This is a genomic window from Flavobacterium daejeonense DSM 17708, assembly GCF_000425425.1.
Taxonomy (GTDB): domain Bacteria; phylum Bacteroidota; class Bacteroidia; order Flavobacteriales; family Flavobacteriaceae; genus Flavobacterium; species Flavobacterium daejeonense.
Genome location: NZ_AUDK01000002.1, coordinates 1 through 18,188, shown reverse-complemented (window position 1 = coordinate 18,188; position 18,188 = coordinate 1). Strand labels below are relative to the sequence as shown.

At 32.4% G+C, this 18,188-nt stretch carries 20 protein-coding genes; 7 read left to right on the top strand and 13 right to left on the bottom strand.

Annotation, left to right across the window (positions count from 1 at the left end; genetic code table 11):
- The first annotated feature begins 51 nt into the window (after positions 1–51).
- Positions 52–2,874, top strand: coding sequence for an outer membrane beta-barrel protein (locus H599_RS19060; RefSeq protein ID WP_051590611.1), 2,823 nt, complete (start codon positions 52–54; stop codon positions 2,872–2,874).
- Positions 2,875–3,117: 243 nt separating this feature from the next.
- On the opposite strand, the gene rpmA is transcribed toward H599_RS19060, so the two are convergent.
- Both rpmA and rplU read right to left on the bottom strand, forming a co-directional pair.
- Positions 3,118–3,384, bottom strand: a complete 267-nt coding sequence (gene rpmA / locus H599_RS0101960) for a 50S ribosomal protein L27 (RefSeq protein ID WP_026712573.1) — start codon at positions 3,382–3,384, stop codon at positions 3,118–3,120.
- 24 nt (positions 3,385–3,408) lie between these two features.
- A complete protein-coding gene (rplU, locus tag H599_RS0101955; protein WP_026712572.1) occupies positions 3,409–3,831 on the bottom strand; it encodes a 50S ribosomal protein L21 in 423 nt (140 codons plus the stop codon).
- A gap of 242 nt (positions 3,832–4,073) precedes the next feature.
- On the opposite strand from rplU, the gene H599_RS0101945 reads away from it, so the two are divergent.
- Both H599_RS0101945 and H599_RS0101940 read left to right on the top strand, forming a co-directional pair.
- Complete coding sequence (locus H599_RS0101945; protein WP_026712570.1) at positions 4,074–5,399, top strand: M16 family metallopeptidase; 1,326 nt, start codon at positions 4,074–4,076, stop codon at positions 5,397–5,399.
- A 13-nt stretch (positions 5,400–5,412) separates the two neighbouring features.
- Complete coding sequence (locus H599_RS0101940) at positions 5,413–6,828, top strand: M16 family metallopeptidase (RefSeq protein WP_026712569.1); 1,416 nt, start codon at positions 5,413–5,415, stop codon at positions 6,826–6,828.
- Between the two features lie 70 nt (positions 6,829–6,898).
- Here H599_RS0101940 and H599_RS0101935 read toward each other — a convergent pair whose 3' ends face one another.
- Positions 6,899–7,765 (bottom strand): DMT family transporter, encoded by an 867-nt coding sequence (locus tag H599_RS0101935; protein ID WP_026712568.1) that lies wholly within the window; start codon positions 7,763–7,765, stop codon positions 6,899–6,901.
- A gap of 150 nt (positions 7,766–7,915) precedes the next feature.
- On the opposite strand from H599_RS0101935, the gene H599_RS19055 reads away from it, so the two are divergent.
- Positions 7,916–8,566, top strand: a complete 651-nt coding sequence (locus tag H599_RS19055) for a DUF707 domain-containing protein (RefSeq protein ID WP_081810486.1) — start codon at positions 7,916–7,918, stop codon at positions 8,564–8,566.
- Positions 8,566–9,675 carry a UDP-galactopyranose mutase gene (gene glf, locus H599_RS0101925; RefSeq protein WP_026712567.1) on the top strand — a complete coding sequence of 370 codons (1,110 nt, stop codon included), beginning with the start codon at positions 8,566–8,568 and terminating at the stop codon, positions 9,673–9,675. The genes H599_RS19055 and glf overlap by 1 nt, the downstream gene beginning before the upstream one ends.
- Here the strand turns inward: glf and H599_RS19050 are convergent.
- The 6 genes from H599_RS19050 to H599_RS0101895 all read right to left on the bottom strand — a co-directional run bounded on the left by H599_RS19050 (position 9,672) and on the right by H599_RS0101895 (position 14,979).
- A complete protein-coding gene (locus H599_RS19050) occupies positions 9,672–10,448 on the bottom strand; it encodes a DUF3405 domain-containing protein (protein WP_035141091.1) in 777 nt (258 codons plus the stop codon). The genes glf and H599_RS19050 overlap by 4 nt on opposite strands.
- A gap of 39 nt (positions 10,449–10,487) precedes the next feature.
- Entirely contained in the window at positions 10,488–11,321 is an 834-nt protein-coding gene (locus H599_RS0101915) for a glycosyl transferase family 90 (RefSeq protein ID WP_026712566.1), read from the bottom strand.
- 137 nt (positions 11,322–11,458) lie between these two features.
- Positions 11,459–12,214 carry a galactosyltransferase-related protein gene (locus H599_RS19045; protein WP_035141048.1) on the bottom strand — a complete coding sequence of 252 codons (756 nt, stop codon included), beginning with the start codon at positions 12,212–12,214 and terminating at the stop codon, positions 11,459–11,461.
- On the bottom strand, positions 12,211–13,221 hold the full coding sequence (locus H599_RS0101905; protein ID WP_026712565.1) for a glycoside hydrolase family protein: 1,011 nt from the start codon (positions 13,219–13,221) through the stop codon (positions 12,211–12,213). The genes H599_RS19045 and H599_RS0101905 overlap by 4 nt, the downstream gene beginning before the upstream one ends.
- Entirely contained in the window at positions 13,221–14,408 is a 1,188-nt protein-coding gene (locus H599_RS0101900) for an alpha/beta hydrolase (protein WP_026712564.1), read from the bottom strand. The genes H599_RS0101905 and H599_RS0101900 overlap by 1 nt, the downstream gene beginning before the upstream one ends.
- Before the next feature lie 88 nt (positions 14,409–14,496).
- Positions 14,497–14,979: a hypothetical protein gene (locus H599_RS0101895; protein WP_155960724.1), complete on the bottom strand. Its 483-nt coding sequence runs from the start codon at positions 14,977–14,979 to the stop codon at positions 14,497–14,499.
- 179 nt (positions 14,980–15,158) lie between these two features.
- Between H599_RS0101895 and H599_RS0101890 the strand changes: the two genes are divergently transcribed.
- Positions 15,159–15,338, top strand: coding sequence for a cysteine peptidase family C39 domain-containing protein (locus H599_RS0101890; protein WP_026712562.1), 180 nt, complete (start codon positions 15,159–15,161; stop codon positions 15,336–15,338).
- Here H599_RS0101890 and H599_RS20700 read toward each other — a convergent pair.
- The 4 genes from H599_RS20700 to H599_RS0101870 form a co-directional block, all read right to left on the bottom strand.
- Complete coding sequence (locus tag H599_RS20700; protein ID WP_155960723.1) at positions 15,335–15,511, bottom strand: hypothetical protein; 177 nt, start codon at positions 15,509–15,511, stop codon at positions 15,335–15,337. The genes H599_RS0101890 and H599_RS20700 overlap by 4 nt on opposite strands.
- A gap of 206 nt (positions 15,512–15,717) precedes the next feature.
- Positions 15,718–16,311, bottom strand: a complete 594-nt coding sequence (locus H599_RS0101880; protein WP_026712561.1) for a hypothetical protein — start codon at positions 16,309–16,311, stop codon at positions 15,718–15,720.
- Between the two features lies 1 nt (position 16,312).
- A complete protein-coding gene (locus tag H599_RS20215; protein ID WP_155960722.1) occupies positions 16,313–17,179 on the bottom strand; it encodes a globin family protein in 867 nt (288 codons plus the stop codon).
- A 10-nt stretch (positions 17,180–17,189) separates the two neighbouring features.
- Positions 17,190–17,828: a hypothetical protein gene (locus H599_RS0101870; protein WP_026712560.1), complete on the bottom strand. Its 639-nt coding sequence runs from the start codon at positions 17,826–17,828 to the stop codon at positions 17,190–17,192.
- A gap of 133 nt (positions 17,829–17,961) precedes the next feature.
- Between H599_RS0101870 and H599_RS21395 the strand changes: the two genes are divergently transcribed.
- On the top strand, positions 17,962–18,141 hold the full coding sequence (locus tag H599_RS21395; RefSeq protein ID WP_026712559.1) for a cysteine peptidase family C39 domain-containing protein: 180 nt from the start codon (positions 17,962–17,964) through the stop codon (positions 18,139–18,141).
- Positions 18,142–18,188: the final 47 nt, after the last annotated feature.

Sequence of the window (18,188 nt, the reverse complement as noted above, 5' to 3'; positions counted from 1 at the left end):
TTAAACCTTTCCGGTTAATTAACATCTTATGTTAAGTTTAACCAAATTATTATGTGTAAATATTTATCATTTCTGTTCTTATTATGCTTTCCTTTTTTAGCATCGGCTCAGGGCAGCTACATCTTAAAAGGAAAAGTACTCAACATCAACAACCAACTTCCGCTGGAATCAGCAACTGTGTACATTACAACCGTAAAAGATTCTACTGTTTTAGAATACACTTTAACCGATAAAAACGGAGACTTCAATTTTGCTGCGAAGAAAAACGACAAACCCGTATTTTTGAAAGTCACTTACATGGGATTTGACACTTTTATCGAAGAACAAAAAGGAATTACATCTAATAAAGATTTTAACAACATCTATCTTTCTGAATCGGTTAACACATTGAACGAAGTAACCGTAAAAGGAGAAGACCCGCCTATTCGGGTTAAAAACGACACCATAGAATTCAAGGCTTCTTTATTCAAAACACGTCCGGATGCTAACGTAGAAGCTCTTTTAAAACAACTTCCCGGAATTGAAGTGGATAGCGACGGGAAAATTACCGCTAATGGTAAGGAAGTTACGCAGGTTTTAGTAAACGGCAAACCTTTCTTTGACCGTGATGGTGCTATGGCTTTGAAAAATCTTCCTGCAGAAATCATTAATAAAGTTCAAATTTCTGATTTTAAAACCAAAAAAGAAGAATATTCTAAAGATCAGGCTGCTTCAGACAATTCCAGTATCAACCTGACGATTGATGAGGATAAAAACAAAGGTTATTTTGGAAAATTCCTGGCCGGATATGGAACAGACGACCGCTATGAATCCAGTTTTATTCTAAATTATTTTAACAATAAACGAAAAATAAGTTTGCTAGGTTCTTCTAACAATATTAATGCACAGGGATTTTCGCAGGACGAAGTTTTTGACAATATGGGCGGCGGAAGAAATAGCAGAGGATCAACGGTAAACAGAAGTCAGGCAAATGGAATCACCACATCCAATTTACTTGGTTTTAACTATTCTGACGAATTAATCAAAAATTTTAATTCTAATGCAAGTTATAACTATTCAGACGCCCATACTGAAAACAAACACTATTCTGAATCAACCGAGTTACGTGAGGATGGCAATTCGTACTATACTGTTTCTAATTCCAAAACGGACAACAGAAACAGCAGTCACAAAGCCAATGTAGAATTAGAATACAAAATATCGCCAACCGTAAGATTATTTGTTGCTCCCAGATTCAACAACTCTATTTCCGAAAGCAATAACACTTCTAACAACACTAGTGACAACCTAACTACTGGTAAGCGAGCTTATGACACTGATACTCCATTATCGTCCAATAGAAACGAATCAAACAGCTTTAGCAACTCAATCAACTTCAATAAATCTTTCGAGAAAAAAGCCCGAAATTTAAGCTTCGTATTCAATAACAATAATTCAAATTCAAACTCAAATAACTTTGTTGAATCAGAAACAAATTTTTACAAACCTGACGGAACACTAGAAAAGAATATCTCCAGAGATCAGAACAGTAGAAACAATAGCATCAGCGATTCTTATTCTGCCGAAATTGAATATACCGAACCCGTAACCGATTCCATTCGATTTAAAATTGGAGTAGAATACAATTATCAAAACAACATTAACGACAATAAAACTTTTGATGATATCGGAAACAATGTTTACACCAATATTAACGAGGATCAAACAACCTTTTTGACATCTAAACAAAATAGTATTGTTCCAAAAACAGGTATCCGTTTTCAAAAAAACAAATTCACTTTTGACATCAACTCATCAGCCTCTATTTTACAATATGATAACCATTCGTTTTACAAAGGAGAAGCCATCGATTTGAATCAAAAACACATATTACCAAGTAATGCTTTACAAATTCGATACAGACTAGATCGTTCTAAATTTTTTACTTTTAGATACAACTACGACCAGTCGTTACCTTCGGCTTCTCAACTACTTCCAATTACAAACGTATCCAGCACCATAAACACGGTTACCGGAAATCCGGATTTGAATCCTACCGAAACACATAGCGCAAGGTTAAATTATAGAAATTTTGATTTCCGAACCCGTTCCGGATACAACCTTTACTTGAATGCCAATTATAACAAAAATGACATTATCAGCACTTCTAATTACAATCCTAACAATAGCCGAACCACAACTTATACTAATATTTCAGGAACCTACTCCTTTTCCGGAGGTGGTAGTTGGAATAAATCTATCAAACAGGAATCTAATTTATTGAGATACGGAATTGCCTTAAACGCAAGTTATAATTTCGACAAAGCATCAACCAATGGCGTTTTATACGGAGCTACTTCCAAAGGAATTACCCCAAGAATCTATTTAAATTATGATTATGGCGAATTTTTCACTGTCGCTCCTTCTTATAATTTCTCTTATAATGAAACCGATTATGATATCAGTTCGCTTAAATCAAGATCCAATGTAGTACACCGAATTAATCTGCAAACAACATCATACTGGCCAACCAATTGGATTTGGGGGAATGATTTTGGTTACACTTACAACTCCATCAATCAAAGTTTCTACTTATGGAATACCAGTTTATCATACACTTTCTTAAACAAAACCTTTGTTGCCAAAGTAAAAGTTTATGACATTTTAAACCAAAACCAAAGTATTACCCGAAGCATTTCATCAACGGCAGTTACTGACAACTACAATACGGTTTTACAACGCTATGCAATGTTCTCACTTACTTATAAAATTCAAAACTTCTCAGGAACACAAAAAGCTCCCGGAAGAAACAATCGTAACATGGAAGGCATGGACAGAGGCAATCGCCCACCGGGAGGATTTGGCAGTGGCAGACCCCGAGGTCCAATGGATTAAGCTACTATAATTATTAATTCAGTTTTCAACGATAAATCCCCTTGTTTCTCATTTAAAACAAGGGGATTTATTATTTCTTAGAGATAATAAGCTTGCAAAAAAGCATCTAATTTCCACTATTTAGCTTTACACAACCAAGCTTAACTCCTTTTTATTAACCATGAAAATCTCATCACATAGCTTTAAACACAAAAAAACCCATTCATTAGGAATGGGTTTTTTAAATAATTCTGAGAAAATCAATTAAGCTTCTACTTCAAATGGAAGGATAGAAACATAAGATTTGTTATCTCTTTTCTTTTGGAACTTCACAATTCCGTCTACTTTTGCGTGTAGTGTGTGATCTTTACTGATGTAAACATTTTCACCTGGATTGTGTTTAGAACCTCTTTGTCTTACGATGATGTTCCCTGCGATAGCAGCTTGTCCACCAAAAATCTTAACACCTAAACGTTTCGATTCTGATTCTCTACCATTCTTAGAACTACCGACACCTTTCTTGTGAGCCATGATGTTTAAGTTTTAATATTGTTATTATTCTTGAGTATCTTCTTTTTTAGCTTTAGCCGCTTTTTTCTTAGGAGCTTCAGCTGTTTCTACAGTTGCTTCAGCTGCTGCTTTTTTAGAAGCCGCTTTTTTAGCACCTGCTGCAGTAATACCTTCAATTACAATTTGAGTAAGATATTGTCTGTGACCATTTCTTTTTTTGTATCCTTTTCTTCTTTTCTTTTTGAAAACGATAACTTTGTCTCCTTTTAAGTGTTGTAACACTTTAGCTTCTACTGAAGCACCTTCTATAGCTGGGGCGCCTAAAGTTACATTTCCATTGTCATCTAACAAAAGAACTTTATCAAAAGAAATTTTTGATCCTTCTTCGTTAGCTAAACGGTGAACATAAACCTTTAAGTCTTTGCTTACTTTGAATTGTTGCCCTGCTATCTCTACGATTGCATACATACCAAATTGATTTATTGATTTTTAAGGTTGCAAATATACAATTATTTTTTTACCACACAATCACTTAATTTAAAAAAATATTTTCTCTCATTTGCACTTTATTTTCAGCACCTTAGAAACGGACAACCGACTTATATTTTTGTTAAAAAAACCAGAATCACCGAATCAAAACTAAAAAAAGGTATTTTTGAAACAATAATAATACACAGCCGTGTATTGTCAACTCCTTTTTATTAATCTATATGAAAAAATTAATAATGTCAATTAGTTCTACACTTTTACTCAGCGGTGCTGTCACAGCTCAAAAAATAAACTTCGAAGAATACAACCTCGACAATGGGCTACATGTTATCTTACATCAGGACAATAGCGCACCGGTAGTAATCACTTCGGTAATGTATCACGTAGGATCTAAAGACGAGAACCCTAACAAAACAGGCTTTGCACACTTCTTTGAACATTTATTATTTGAAGGAACAAAAAACATCAAAAGAGGCGAATGGTTTAACATCGTAACTTCTAATGGCGGAGTAAACAATGCTAACACTTCCGACGACCGAACTTATTACTACGAAGTTTTCCCATCTAATAATTTAGAACTGGCACTTTGGATGGAATCCGAAAGACTGATGCATCCTATTATTAACCAAATAGGAGTTGACACTCAAAAAGAAGTTATCAAAGAAGAAAAAAATTCACGCTACGACAATCAACCCTACGGAAGAATTATTGAAGCGGTTAAAAAAAACCTATTTGCAAACCATCCTTATCGTTGGACCACGATTGGTTCTACCGAACATTTAGAAGCCGCCAAGCTGGAAGACTTCAAGGCTTTTAACGAAAAATTCTACGTTCCAAACAATGCCGTTTTAGTAGTTGCCGGGGATTTTGAACAAAAACAAGCCAAAGAATGGATTCAAAATTATTTTGGACCAATCAAAAAAGGAAATGATATTGTAAGAGAAAAATTTGTTGAAAAACCAATTACCGAAACCATAAAAGCCACTCACATCGATCCCAATATCCAAATTCCGATGATTATCTCGGCTTACCGCACCCCTTCTATGAAAACCAGAGATGCACGCGCTTTAGATTTTATCTCCGCCTATTTAAGCGACGGAAAAAGTTCTAAACTGTATAAAAAAATAGTGGACGAGAAGAAAAAAGCACTTCAAATTGGCGCCGTGAGTTTTAACGAAGAAGACTACGGCATGTACATAGTTTACGGATTACCGATGACCAACTACACCGGTCAGGATTTACTTCAGGAAATTGACGAAGAAATAGCCAAACTACAAACGGATTTAATCTCCGATAGAGATTATCAAAAACTTCTGAATCAGTTTGAGAATCTTTATGTAAACGACAATTCAAACGTGGAAGGAATTGCCGAAAATCTAGCCAAATATTACCTGTTATACGGAGATGTAAATCTTATTAATAACGACATCAACATTTATCATTCCATCACCAGAGAAGAAATCAGAGCAGCAGCAAAAAAATACCTGAATCCAAACCAACGCTTACTATTGGATTACATTCCTACACCGGAAAAAAACGAAAACTAAGTCCTTTCGAACCATGAAGAAATCAAGTATATTACTCATTCTAATATTAGTTACCGCAATCATGCCAGCACAAGACCGTAAACAACCTACAGCAGGAAAACCTCCTGTAGTGCATCTAAAAAAACCACAAACTTTTACCTTAGCCAACGGACTTAAAGTTATGGTTGTTGAAAACCACAAACTACCCAAAGTAACTTTCAACCTCACGATAGACACCCCTCCATTTGCCGAAGGCAATAAAAAAGGAGTCGATGAATTGTGTAGCAATTTAATAGGTAACGGAAGCACCAAAATTTCCAAAGAAGACTTTAACGAAGAGGTTGATTTCATGGGCGCTAACATGTCTTTTAGCTCCGGCAGCGCTCACGCCAGCGCCCTGTCTAAATTTGCAAAAAGAACTTTAGAGCTTCTTTCTTACGGAGCTTTAGCCCCTAATTTTACTCAGGAAGAACTTGACAAAGAAAAAGCCAAATTAATTGAAAGCTTGCGCTCTCAGGAAAAAAGTGTTTCAGCAATTGCCGGCAGAGTAGTCAACGCTTTAACTTATGGAAAAAATCATCCTTTAGGCGAATTCATCACCGAAAGTACCCTGTCAAACATCACATTAGAAGATGTCATAAAAAACTATCAGGCACATTTTGTTCCTCAAAACGCCTATTTAGCCATTGTAGGCGACATTAAATTCGAAGAAATAAAACCACTTGTAGTGCAACTTTTTGGTTCCTGGAAAAAAACATCCAACAACGATATTACTTATCCGGATCCCAAAAATGTAACCAACATCCAAATCAACTTTGTGGATGTTCCCAATGCCGTTCAATCGGATATTTCCGTTGTAAACTCATATCGCTTAAAAATGAACGACAAAGATTTCTTCCCAACCGTTATTGCCAGTTACATTTTAGGCGGCGGTTTTAACAGTTACCTAAACATGAATTTAAGAGAAACGCATGGTTGGACCTACGGAGCAAGTTCGAATATTGGAGCAGGAAAACACGTAACCAGTATTCGCTCAACTTCAGCCGTAAAAAACAATGTAACCGACAGTGCTGTTGTAGAATTCATCAAAGAAATCAAAAAAATAAGAACCGAAAAGGTGACAACCGAAGCCCTTGAAAGTGCCAAAGCAGGTTACATTGGTCGTTTTGTAATGAAAGCCGAAAAACCGGAATCGGTAGCACGATACGCCCTAAACACAGAAATCGAGGAACTTCCGGCTGATTTTTACGAAAACTACATCAAAACCATCAACGCCGTTACCAAAGAAGATGTTATAGCGGCCGCTAATAAATATTTCTTACTCGATAACTCCCGAATAATAATCGTAGGAAAAGGCAAAGAAGTTATCCCTGCACTGGAAAAACTCAACATTCCTATTTTCTATTTTGACAAATATGCTAATCCTGTTGAAAAACCGGTTTTTGAATAACAGATAAATAGTAATAGTTACAGGTTATGAGTTAGAAGTTCAAGCTGTTTAACTCATACCCTTCAACTCCTTATTTCCTCGCACTCAAATACACTCCGATTAAAATAATAAAGGCTCCAAAAAACTGAACGGGAGTCAGGATTTCATTATCCAACAATCCCCAAAAGAGTGCTACAACAGGAATTAAATAAGTTACCGATGCAGCAAAAACAGCAGAAGCAATCTGTATTAGTTTAAAGAAAAGAATATTCGCAATCCCGGTACCCAAAACACCCAAAATCAGTATAAAACAAACTGCTCTTTGTGTTTTCTCCAAATGAATTTGCTCCGGAAAATCTGAAAAAACCAAAATAAGTATTGCAGGCATCAAAAGCACCACAAAATTCCCCGTCGTAATACTTACCGGACTTATATCGGACAAATGTTTTTTTATCAAATTGACATTGGTAGCATAACTAAAAGAAGCCATAATAATCAACAAAGCATAATAATAGTTTTGTTCCGGATTGTTTTGCGCACCATTATAAACCAAAAGCAAACTCCCTAAAAGCCCGATTAACAAACCCCAAAGTTGTTTTCGTTGAAAATCAATCCCAAAAAACAACACTCCAATTGCCAATGTATTCAAAGGTGTCAAAGAATTCAAAATTGAAGTCTCCGAACTGTCTAATTCCGTTTGAGCAACAGCAAACAAAAAAGCCGGAAAAAAAGTCCCGAAAAGAGCCGTTACAGCAATGTATTTCCATTTGGATTTCGGAATCAGCTTTAGACTTTTAAACCCAATTAGCAACAGAAAAAAAGAAGCAAAAATAATCCGTAACGAACCTACCTGAATAGCCGATAAGCCTAACAAGCCTTTCTTTATTAAAATAAAGGAACTACCCCAAATTAAAGAAAGAACCAGTAAATAAAACCATTTTAATTGTTTGGATTCCATATTCACAATTTGGAGACAAAAGTAATTATTTTAAGAATCAGCAATGGAGTTTTGAATCGAATTTCGTCAAATATAATTTTTAAATTAAGTATGCTTTTTTGTAATAAAAAACATATATTTGATTTCTGATTTAGCAAAATAAATTTAACAATGAATAAACACTGTGTAATAGCTACCGTTGGAGCAACGAGTTTACATCGCCAATGGATTAGTAAACGCTCTACATTTGATCTACACTTAATTGTTTATGACGATTCTTATGAATTATTTAAAAATGACAGTCCTTATGTCACAGCATCCAAAGGTTATAAATTTAAATTGATATATAATTATTTATGTAATAATCCTGAATTAATTGAACAGTACGATTATTTTTACATGCCGGATGATGATATTTCAATAGACAGCGCTAGCATCCAAAAACTTTTCATATTGATGAAAAAATATCAATTGGCAGCAGCACAGCCCGCTATAGCTAATTCATTTTTATCCTATCGCCATACTAAAAGACAAGAAGATTCAATTCTTCGTTATACTAATTTTGTCGAAATAATGCAGCCTTGTTTTTCCAGAGAAGCACTGAAAAAAGTCTTATTTACTTTTGATGAAACAATTAGTGGTTGGGGGATTGATTACCATTGGGGAAAAATTCTGGACTATACTCAAATGAATATGGCTATCATTGATGATATAACTTCTGAACATACCAGGCCTGTACAATCCGACCATCGCCAAGAACTGTTTAATTATATGAAAAAATATAATTTAAACTTTAATATTTATATCACACAAACAGTATAATGAAAAATTACGATTTTCTAATTGTTGGATCTGGTTTATACGGTGCTGTATTTGCACGAGAAATGACAAATGTAGGCAAAAAATGCCTTGTTATAGATAAAAGAAACCATACTGGAGGAAATGTTTATTGTGAAAATAAAGAAGGTATAAATATTCATAAATATGGTCCACATATATTTCATACAAATGATAAAAAAATTTGGGATTATGTGAATTCTTATGTAGAGTTCAACAATTTCATATATTCTCCATTAGCAAATTATAAGGGAGATCTATATAATTTACCTTTCAACATGAATACTTTTTATCAATTATGGAAAATTAAAAGTCCTGTTGAAATTTTAGAAAAAATCAAGAATCAAGTTGATACAGCTGGATTTACTACTCCATCAAATTTAGAGGAACAAGCCATAAACATGGTAGGTAAAGATATTTATGAAATATTAATAAAAGGATATACTGAAAAACAATGGGGTCGAAAAGCTATAGATCTTCCAACGTTTATCATTAAGCGACTACCTGTAAGATTTACTTTTGATAACAATTATTTTACCGATAAATATCAGGGAATCCCAATTGGGGGGTATAATAAATTAATAGATGGACTTTTAGCTGGTATCGAAGTAAAAACAGGTGTTGATTTTTTTGAAAATCGAGATAAACTTTCCAGATTAGCTGATCGTGTAGTTTATACAGGTAAACTGGATGAATTTTATAATTATAAATTTGGACATTTAGAATATCGAAGTTTACGTTTTGAACATGAGTACATGAATCAACCGAACTACCAAGGTGTTTCCGTCATGAATTTTACCGAAAAAACGATTCCTTATACTCGTATCATAGAACACAAACACTTTGAATTCAGTAAACAATCTGGAACTGTTGTAACCAAAGAATATCCCCAGGAATGGAAACCGGGTATGGAAGCTTACTATCCTATAAACGATGCTGCTAACACCGAGAAACTTAAACAATACAATAAATTAGTAAAGAATGAACCTAATGTAATCTTTGGAGGAAGATTAGCGGAATATAAATATTATGACATGCACCAAGTTATTGCATCTGCACTTACAAAAACAAAAGCATTAAAAGAAACTTTTTAATCTTTTACAGGATGATATAGTTTATTAGGTATTTCTCCCATTTTTTCATGAATAGGTCTCCATCTAAAAGTTGATGCTGTGTTTTCTATATCGCTATTTTGGATATAATTTCCAAAATAAAATTTATCTTCATCTCCATTTGATACAAATTCTCCTTTACCCCCAAAATCCATTATTTCAAACCCTCCAGCGTACAAGAGAGTCGGAAGTAATACCTCATGATGTCCTTGCCATCCATTTAATAATTCTTGATCAATAAAACTTAGCGCTTCTTTAGAGATTCGATATATTGGGTTAAATGACCGTATAAAATATTTTTTTTTTAATGTCATGCCATTGTATGCTAATGTGCCCCACCATGGCCAGTATGGATCATCAACAAATCTTTGAATATGAGAACTGATAAAAGATTTATCGAAATTTTCAAAGTACTCAAAAAAATGAGCCCAATTTCCTGTATACCGCACATCATCTTCAATACACCAATAATAATCATAATCAGGATTTTCCTTATAGAACTTTAATAAAGGGAAATGATTATTTCCCGGAATTAATTTTTCTCCTAAAGATTTGTAATTAAAGTCAGTTAATATATTATCTGTAAAATAAAAAACATCTTCATCATCTATCTCCTTTTGTTGATTATTGCCTTTTAAATGATATAAAAGATATGTTGTGTGTTTTTTAGACTTTGTTGTTTTGTAAATTTTAGTAAAGGTATCAATTGCAGTTTTTGACAACTGACAGGATAAAAATAAAAATACTTGTTTCATTTTTTTTAATGTCCTTATAATTTATATAATAAAAAAATATTACAAATAATTAATCCATTGATTAGTAAGATATTCAATAACACTTTTTTTACTTAAATTCTCTATCGCAAATTTTCTAGCATTATCTGCAATGGCAATTGCATCTGCATAATTATTTTCCGCCCACTCTAATTGGAAAATTAAATCACTTAAATCTTCTTTTACTGGTATAAAATGTTTGAATGGGACAAGTTTATCATAAAAATATTCTTGTTTATTTTTATCTCTATTTACCAAAAACAAAGGTCTGTTTGTATATAGCAAAAATTTCAATCTACCACTAAATCCTCTTGCACCACAATCTATTAAATATTTATATTTTGTATGATTTTCAAGGCTTGTAAATTTTGTAAAATCATGCATACTTCCTTTGTGAAAAATTCTTTTCCATTCCATAGGAACTATCTCCATTTTGTTATCAAATAAATTACCTAATCTTAATAATTCATAACGCAATGGTTGAGTATTAAGATTCCCTATCCAAAAAAGCTTTTCTACCGTATATTTATTATTCCCTTCATCTATTATTTTTTTTATGGTTTTATTATATGCAACTATACCACATTCCAACCATTTATCAAAAGTAAAATCCGGACACAATATAACATCATTCGAATTTGTGTAACCAAAAGTTAATGTATTGTTTATTTTTGAAGAAACATCATCAGTACTAATATAAAAATGCTTTGTTTTTAGTGTTGTTTTATCTTTTATCTGATCAAACGCTTCCTTAAACAAAGCCATTGTTGACTCACTTCTTGATTCAAACCCTAAATGATCCACAAAAGCTATTTCACCATGAGGACTAATAAAAGCTTCGATATATTGCCTCATAACATTATTCTAATCATAATCAAACACTACAACAAAATAAAAAACAAACTAATTTAGATTCACTGTAAACTTCCTGAACCTCTTATTTTTTTTGGTGATTTCTCCTGCGATTCACAATAAAGTCATTGCCGTGGAGGTTACTTTATTAACTCTTCGGATGAACTTTTTCTAGTTTTTTCTAGTTCAGCAGTGGTAATTTGCATCTGACGTTTTGAATTAAATTTCCCATTTATGTCCCGAGGATGTGTTAAATGGTACAGGCCTCCAGTAATAAAAGAAATCATAAAACCCATATTATACCAACGTTCGTATCTTTCAAAATCTTCAGGCCCCCATCCATAAAAATTTTCATTCTCCATTCCTGCTATTCGGTATTTTTTCGTGTTAGCGATGAAAGCACCTCCTTTATGATTACTTCCATATGGTAAAAACATTCGATTAGCATATTTATGTAAAATAGATATACGTTGCTTAATTAGAAATAAATCGCGGATTATAGGAGAAGTATCATAAAAGCGTCCATCATAAGGATAAGCTATATCTGCTTCATCTTTACGAAGCTTGAAAACTGCATCCATAATTTGTCTTTTATCAATAATTACGTCAGCATCCCAAATTGCAATAAATGGCGTTTCCACTTCATTCGCAAATCGGTTCAGATATTTTGTTCTATGGAAGATAGGATCTTTATCCTCAACAAAAATATAATTGATATTTCGATTCAATACTTTACCTAAAATATGATTATTATACTTAGCAATCTCTGTTACAATTATATTAGTATTAAAATTTTTGATAATATAATTAACAGTTGCTAGCAAATTTTCAATTCGAATGACAGAATCAACTTTTACTGGAATTAAAAAAGTCACGTCTTTTAAGTTAACCTTCATTGATTATTTGTTTTTATTAGAGAGTAAACCAAAATTACCCCGCTGAGACCATTTACGAGACCTAAATTTGAAGTAGCCCATCTGTTATTTTTCCAAAGTTCCGAATCTTTTAATTTTTCTTTTATCCAATTAACATCAAACTGTATTTTATTTATCGTGCTTGACAACTCATTGAGTAGTAAATACACACCAGCTAAACCATCCCTAATAGCAATATTTTTACTCCTTAGTTCTTCAAAAATAATTTTTTCGCAATTTATATGCTGGGTTAATATTTCAATTTGCTCATCCCAAATTATGGAATTTGTAGCTTCTTTGAGCTTAGTCAGTGACCAAAGTAAGTATAGACGATTGGAGTGTAGAACTGGAAGTCTAGATAATATAAGTCCAGATACTTCTTTTATTATCGCATCAAATCTGTAATTATAAAAACCTAAACCATAAAGTTTACTTAAAATAAAGATAAAAAGTGGGAGTTGATAGGTTAATGAAAAAGATAAAGGCTCATCAAAAAACGAGCTATCTATTGTTTGGTAAAAATTATTAAAGGTTAGGATACATAATTCTTCCAATATAAAACAGGCATCACTTTCTTTCTTTTGCTTTTCAATACGAATACACAGGTAATAAAGTATAATAACTGTTTCGAATGGCTTTATATTTGCTAAATCCAAAACCAACAACTTTTTAAAAATGAGATCATCAAAATCCTCCAGCAGTCTATTTATATCCGCGTGAATGTAATCTCTTTTTACAAATAAATCTATAGCGATACCTATTTGGGCGAGTTCATATACGAAGTTGTTCGCAGAATATGCAGGTAATTCTCTGCGTATTTGTTCAAATAAGTTGGTTGCCAGCTTTAAATGTTTGGGGGATTTCTCAATGGTTGCCAGCTCAAAAAAATAAAAGCAAAATCCAAGTTTTCCATTTTCGAAATTTAGCAACCTTGTTACACTAGCATGTTTTGCTATTCTTTCGTTAATCAACTCAAGTATTACTTCCATTATTTGATATTTATTTCATCTAACCAATGCACGATATCATTAAACACATAATCCGGGACAGTTTCTCCTGTGGGGCGTTTCTCCTTTTTTTCACGATAAGGAAACAAACTATGATCTAATCCGTCGTAATATTTCAAGCTAAAATTGGTTAATTTACAGTCCTTAATGATTTGCCTAACGGAATCAACCCCTGGTTTTAAGCTGATATTTATATCTTTTTCGCCATAAAGCATTAATACCGGCTGTTTAATTTTAGGAAAATACAACTTAGGATCCCATTTTGAGAACTCTATGTATCTTGGATTAAACATTGCTCCCAACAAGATACCGTCCTTAATCAATTTCTCAGTAGGTATTTTTCCTTCTTTTGGGTCGTTGTAATATGGCTTAAATTTAGTCCCTTTCCACTTTTCATTAAACAATTTAAATGCCTCTGTCTTGATGGTATCGTAACTTGAATATTTAGGAATAATTTGTCTCCCAATTGAAGCAATTCCTTTGTAAAAGTTATCATAAAAAACCTCCATAGAAGCCTTTTTTTGATAACTAAATATATATTTATTTCCATTGTATATATAAACTGAATCACTCATGCTAGTTTGAAAGCCAGCCGAAATTACGAAAGGACGAACTCTTTTTTCAACATCATAATCAAATTCATCATAGCCCGTTACACCAGGCGTGGACATTAAAATTGAAAAAGTAATATCTTTATGCTTCGAAACCACCATAGCAGCAGCACAACCAGCCTCACTTGACCCCATAATCCCAATCGGGATTTTTTTGTATTCTTCTTTTGATTTTAAATAATTCAAAACTTTTTCAGTATCAGAAGCCAAAGTTTTTATTGATAAAGATGACCGAATAGAATCACCCCATTTAGTATTTCGAGTTAAAAGCAGTACCCCTATATGATTATCAGTAAAATGCTGAACGTATTGCCGCATCACTAAAAGTGTATCTCTGGTAGCAGTAAAATCAGGGTGAATACCATCTTCCATTATAGAAGTTAAGTATATAATTATTTTATCGGGCTTTCTATTAGCAGGTAAATACATTGTTCCTTTTAAAGAATGCAATGTGTCTTTTTCGATTGCTATTTTTTCGATAATGGGAACACCACCTACATTTTTACAAAAACAAAAAGAAACACTAAAAAGAATAACCAAAATATAATTAAAACGCATTTTACAAAGGAATATAGTGAAAAAAAATACTATTTTATATTTGTGTTTGATATTAGAACCCCGTTTAAATGAAATTAATTTCTCAACTTTAAGGAGTTGTAGGTGCAACATATCCAGAATTTGGATAATAATAACCCATGTATGAATTTCCTCTATTGCTTGCATCATTTTCATATCCTGTAGAATAATATTCGCTATCTATCCCAATAAACTCTAGCCCATTCTTGTATCCACTTTCAAGACCAACAGTACCATAATAACCAAAGCTATTCGTTTCTAATGATTGTAAATAATGTCCATATTCATGGATAAATTCATCAATAGTTAATCCACTTCCAATGTGAACTACTCCATCAGAAGACGTATAAGCTGACAAGCCTCCATCAGCTACTCTTACTCCATCAAAGACGAATTTTTTCCCATCAGGTGCAGTTACAATTGAATAAGACCCCGTCCCTCCCAAATCCCAAGACTCTACGGTACCTCCTCCGGTTAGATCATGACATGTAACTATAGGGTCAATTCCCCCCATGTGCATTGCTTGTTGCTCTGGACTTAGAACCGAGTTCATGATCTTTAGTTGGTCTAAAGAAAGTTTCTTTAGGTTGTTTTGTTTCTTCATATTTTTTTGACTTTTAAGTGAAAATATTTTTTTTCAAATATTAGAAAAAAATCTTATAAAAAAAAATTAAAAGTAATTTTTTTTTTACAATAAACACCCTAGGTTTGCTTTATTTGTTAAAATAGCCTATGAAATTAAATGGATTTCCCTGTGACAGACAAATGGACATGATGGATTGTGGTCCTGCCTGTTTAAAAATGATAGCCAAACATCATGGCAAGTTTTACTTGGAATATAAATATTATGACATGCACCAAGTTATTGCATCTGCACTTACAAAAACAAAAGCATTAAAAGAAACTTTTTAATCTTTTACAGGATGATATAGTTTATTAGGTATTTCTCCCATTTTTTCATGAATAGGTCTCCATCTAAAAGTTGATGCTGTGTTTTCTATCTCGTTATTTTGGATATAATTTCCAAAATAAAATTTATCTTCATCTCCATTTGATACAAATTCTCCTTTACCCCCAAAATCCATTATTTCAAACCCTCCAGCATTCAAGAGAGTCGGAAGTAAAACCTCATGATGTCCTTGCCATCCATTTAATAATTCTTGATCAATAAAACTTAGCGCTTCCCTTGATATCCTATATAATGGATTAAAAGATCGTACTTTATAATCTGATTTTGACTTTTTGGGATAGTGTTTTTTTGAAATTAATCAAAAAAATCTATTGGATGTAATTATTTATTGTGACATTTTTTTAGATAAGTCGTATAATATTCAAAAAAAATATTTTGCTCTTCTAAGAATACTTGCTGGTTATTATAGCTTCTCTTTTCTGGCTTTTCAAAATCAATATAAATAATCACGTTTTTTTGAGGAAAAATAACAAAAGAGCCAATTATTCTGTTAGCCGAGGTAGAATTATTAAACCCATAAATGCTATAACCGTTCACTTTAACTTCTACACTACCTTTTGAACCTGAATGGTTTGATATAAAATTTAAATGTGCTAATAAATTCTTTTGATCGTCTTGATAAGCCTTTGAGTCAGAATACTCAACCTTTAAATTAACAAAGGGAAAATTTTGTTTATTATAGAGAATTCTATAACCATCTAGCTGTGATATTTTTTTTAACCCTTCTGTTGTTGGTAAAATCCTATACTTGTTCTTCTTAGCAGGAAGCCTGTCTATTCTAACGTTTGTGACACTTTTATATCCTTTAAATGAGATAAAACAATCTGGAATATCTTGAGCTCTTAATGAATGAAGATTTGCTAACATGAAAAAGTATACAATTCCCGTTTTTAATATTTTAAAGTTTTTTGACATGTTAAAAATTTCGTTTAATATGTAATATGCTATCTATCCTGAAAATTATATTTTTCTGAAAAATAGTAGTTGCTTTTTGTTTTTCTATTGAAGTTAATTGATCATCATAAAATCTTACATTATCAGCATTGCAAATTCCTATAAAAGATAATTGACATTCATTATTCTCCCAGTTATCATTGCGACCAACAAAGCCACACCAAAAAATTGATCCTTTTTTACTTCCAGGAATATACATATGAAAACTCACACTATCATTTGTCATTCTTTTAAATGCTTCTCCTTTATTACCACTATATTCTATAGTATATTTTCGTAAACTATCGGGCACAATATATTCAGGATGTAACTTAAATAATTCCTTTATAGCTTTATTTACCTCTTTTTTACTCTTAGAATAAGCATAGTTTTTGATCCTGCCATGAGTACCCGCAGTTGCTAAAAAACTAAAACAAGTAATTAGAAAGATTACAACTGAAAAATATTTTGTAGTCCTTAGTGAAAATTTAACATCCTTAGGTTTATAATAATAACTTATTGGAAGAACCAGTAATGCTACTAAATCAGTATAATCAATCACTCTATTTATTTGCCAAAAAGCAAAATCATTCCAAAAATGAATAACTAAAGTAGAAAATGGTGATTTCCAAATAATAAAACCAATAGCCGTTAAAATGTAAATAAGTTTTCTTTTTTCAAAAAAGATGCACATAAAAAGAGGAAAAATAAACAACCCCACAAAATCACTTAACTTGCCAGTTAAACGATTATGAAAATGATATTTCAAAAAAAAATCATTTAATAGCAATATCATAAGACATAAAATAAAGCCCTTTGAAATTAAAATTTCGCTGTTTTTCGAAGACATAGTGCTATAGTTAATTTTGAATAGAGGCAGCACCATTTATACCCATTTTAATGAGAACACCAACGGAAATACCTGTTGCTACAGCTAAGGCTTCTAACCGTGTCATAATGTCAGAGCCATATTGACCTTGAGAAACTTGAATCTCATTCATTATTAACCTTAAGTCAGCTGATAAAGTATTCATATCTACCAACACTCCTCCAACACCTTGAGCATTAAGAGCATCATAATCTAAATCATGCACCATAGCAAAAAAATCTGCCATGTTTGCAGGGGCTAATGTATAACCATACGGATTATTAGGCCCTATATAATTTTCTATCCAATTTCCTGTCCAACCTGTACTACCAACAGAAACCTCATTTAATTGTTCCATCCATATACTAAATTCCGAACTCCAAACAAAGGTAACTCCATTTACTACGTATGAACCATAACCTCCACTACTATAACTAGACCAGTTAAACCCATCACTAGAACTATAAGTACCTGAAGATATTCCGCTTAAATTACCACTCATTACAGCATCAACAAATTGTTGCCATGTATATCCACCGCTTCCTCCAATAAATTGCATTAATTCCTCTTTATAGATTACTTCCATTTCCTGCTCTAGTAATTCGAATGCTAATTTCGCTTTGTTTTTCATAATTAAAATATGTTAAAGTTAAACAATAAGAGTAGTTTATAATTTTATCGCAATACAATATTAGAAAAAAATCTTATAAACAATATTTTTTCTAACAATAAATCACTTAGGTTTGTTATTCTTAAATTAACCTATGCAAATAAATAGTTTCCCCTGTGACAGACAATTGGACATGATGGATTGTAGTCCTGTTTGTTTAAAAATGATTGCCAAACATTATGGTAAGTTTTACTTGAAATATAAATATTACGACATACGCCAAGTCATTGCATCTGCACTTACAAAAACAAAAGCATTAAAAGAAACTTTTTAATCTTTTACAGGATGATACAACTTATTAGGTATTTCTCCAATCTTTTC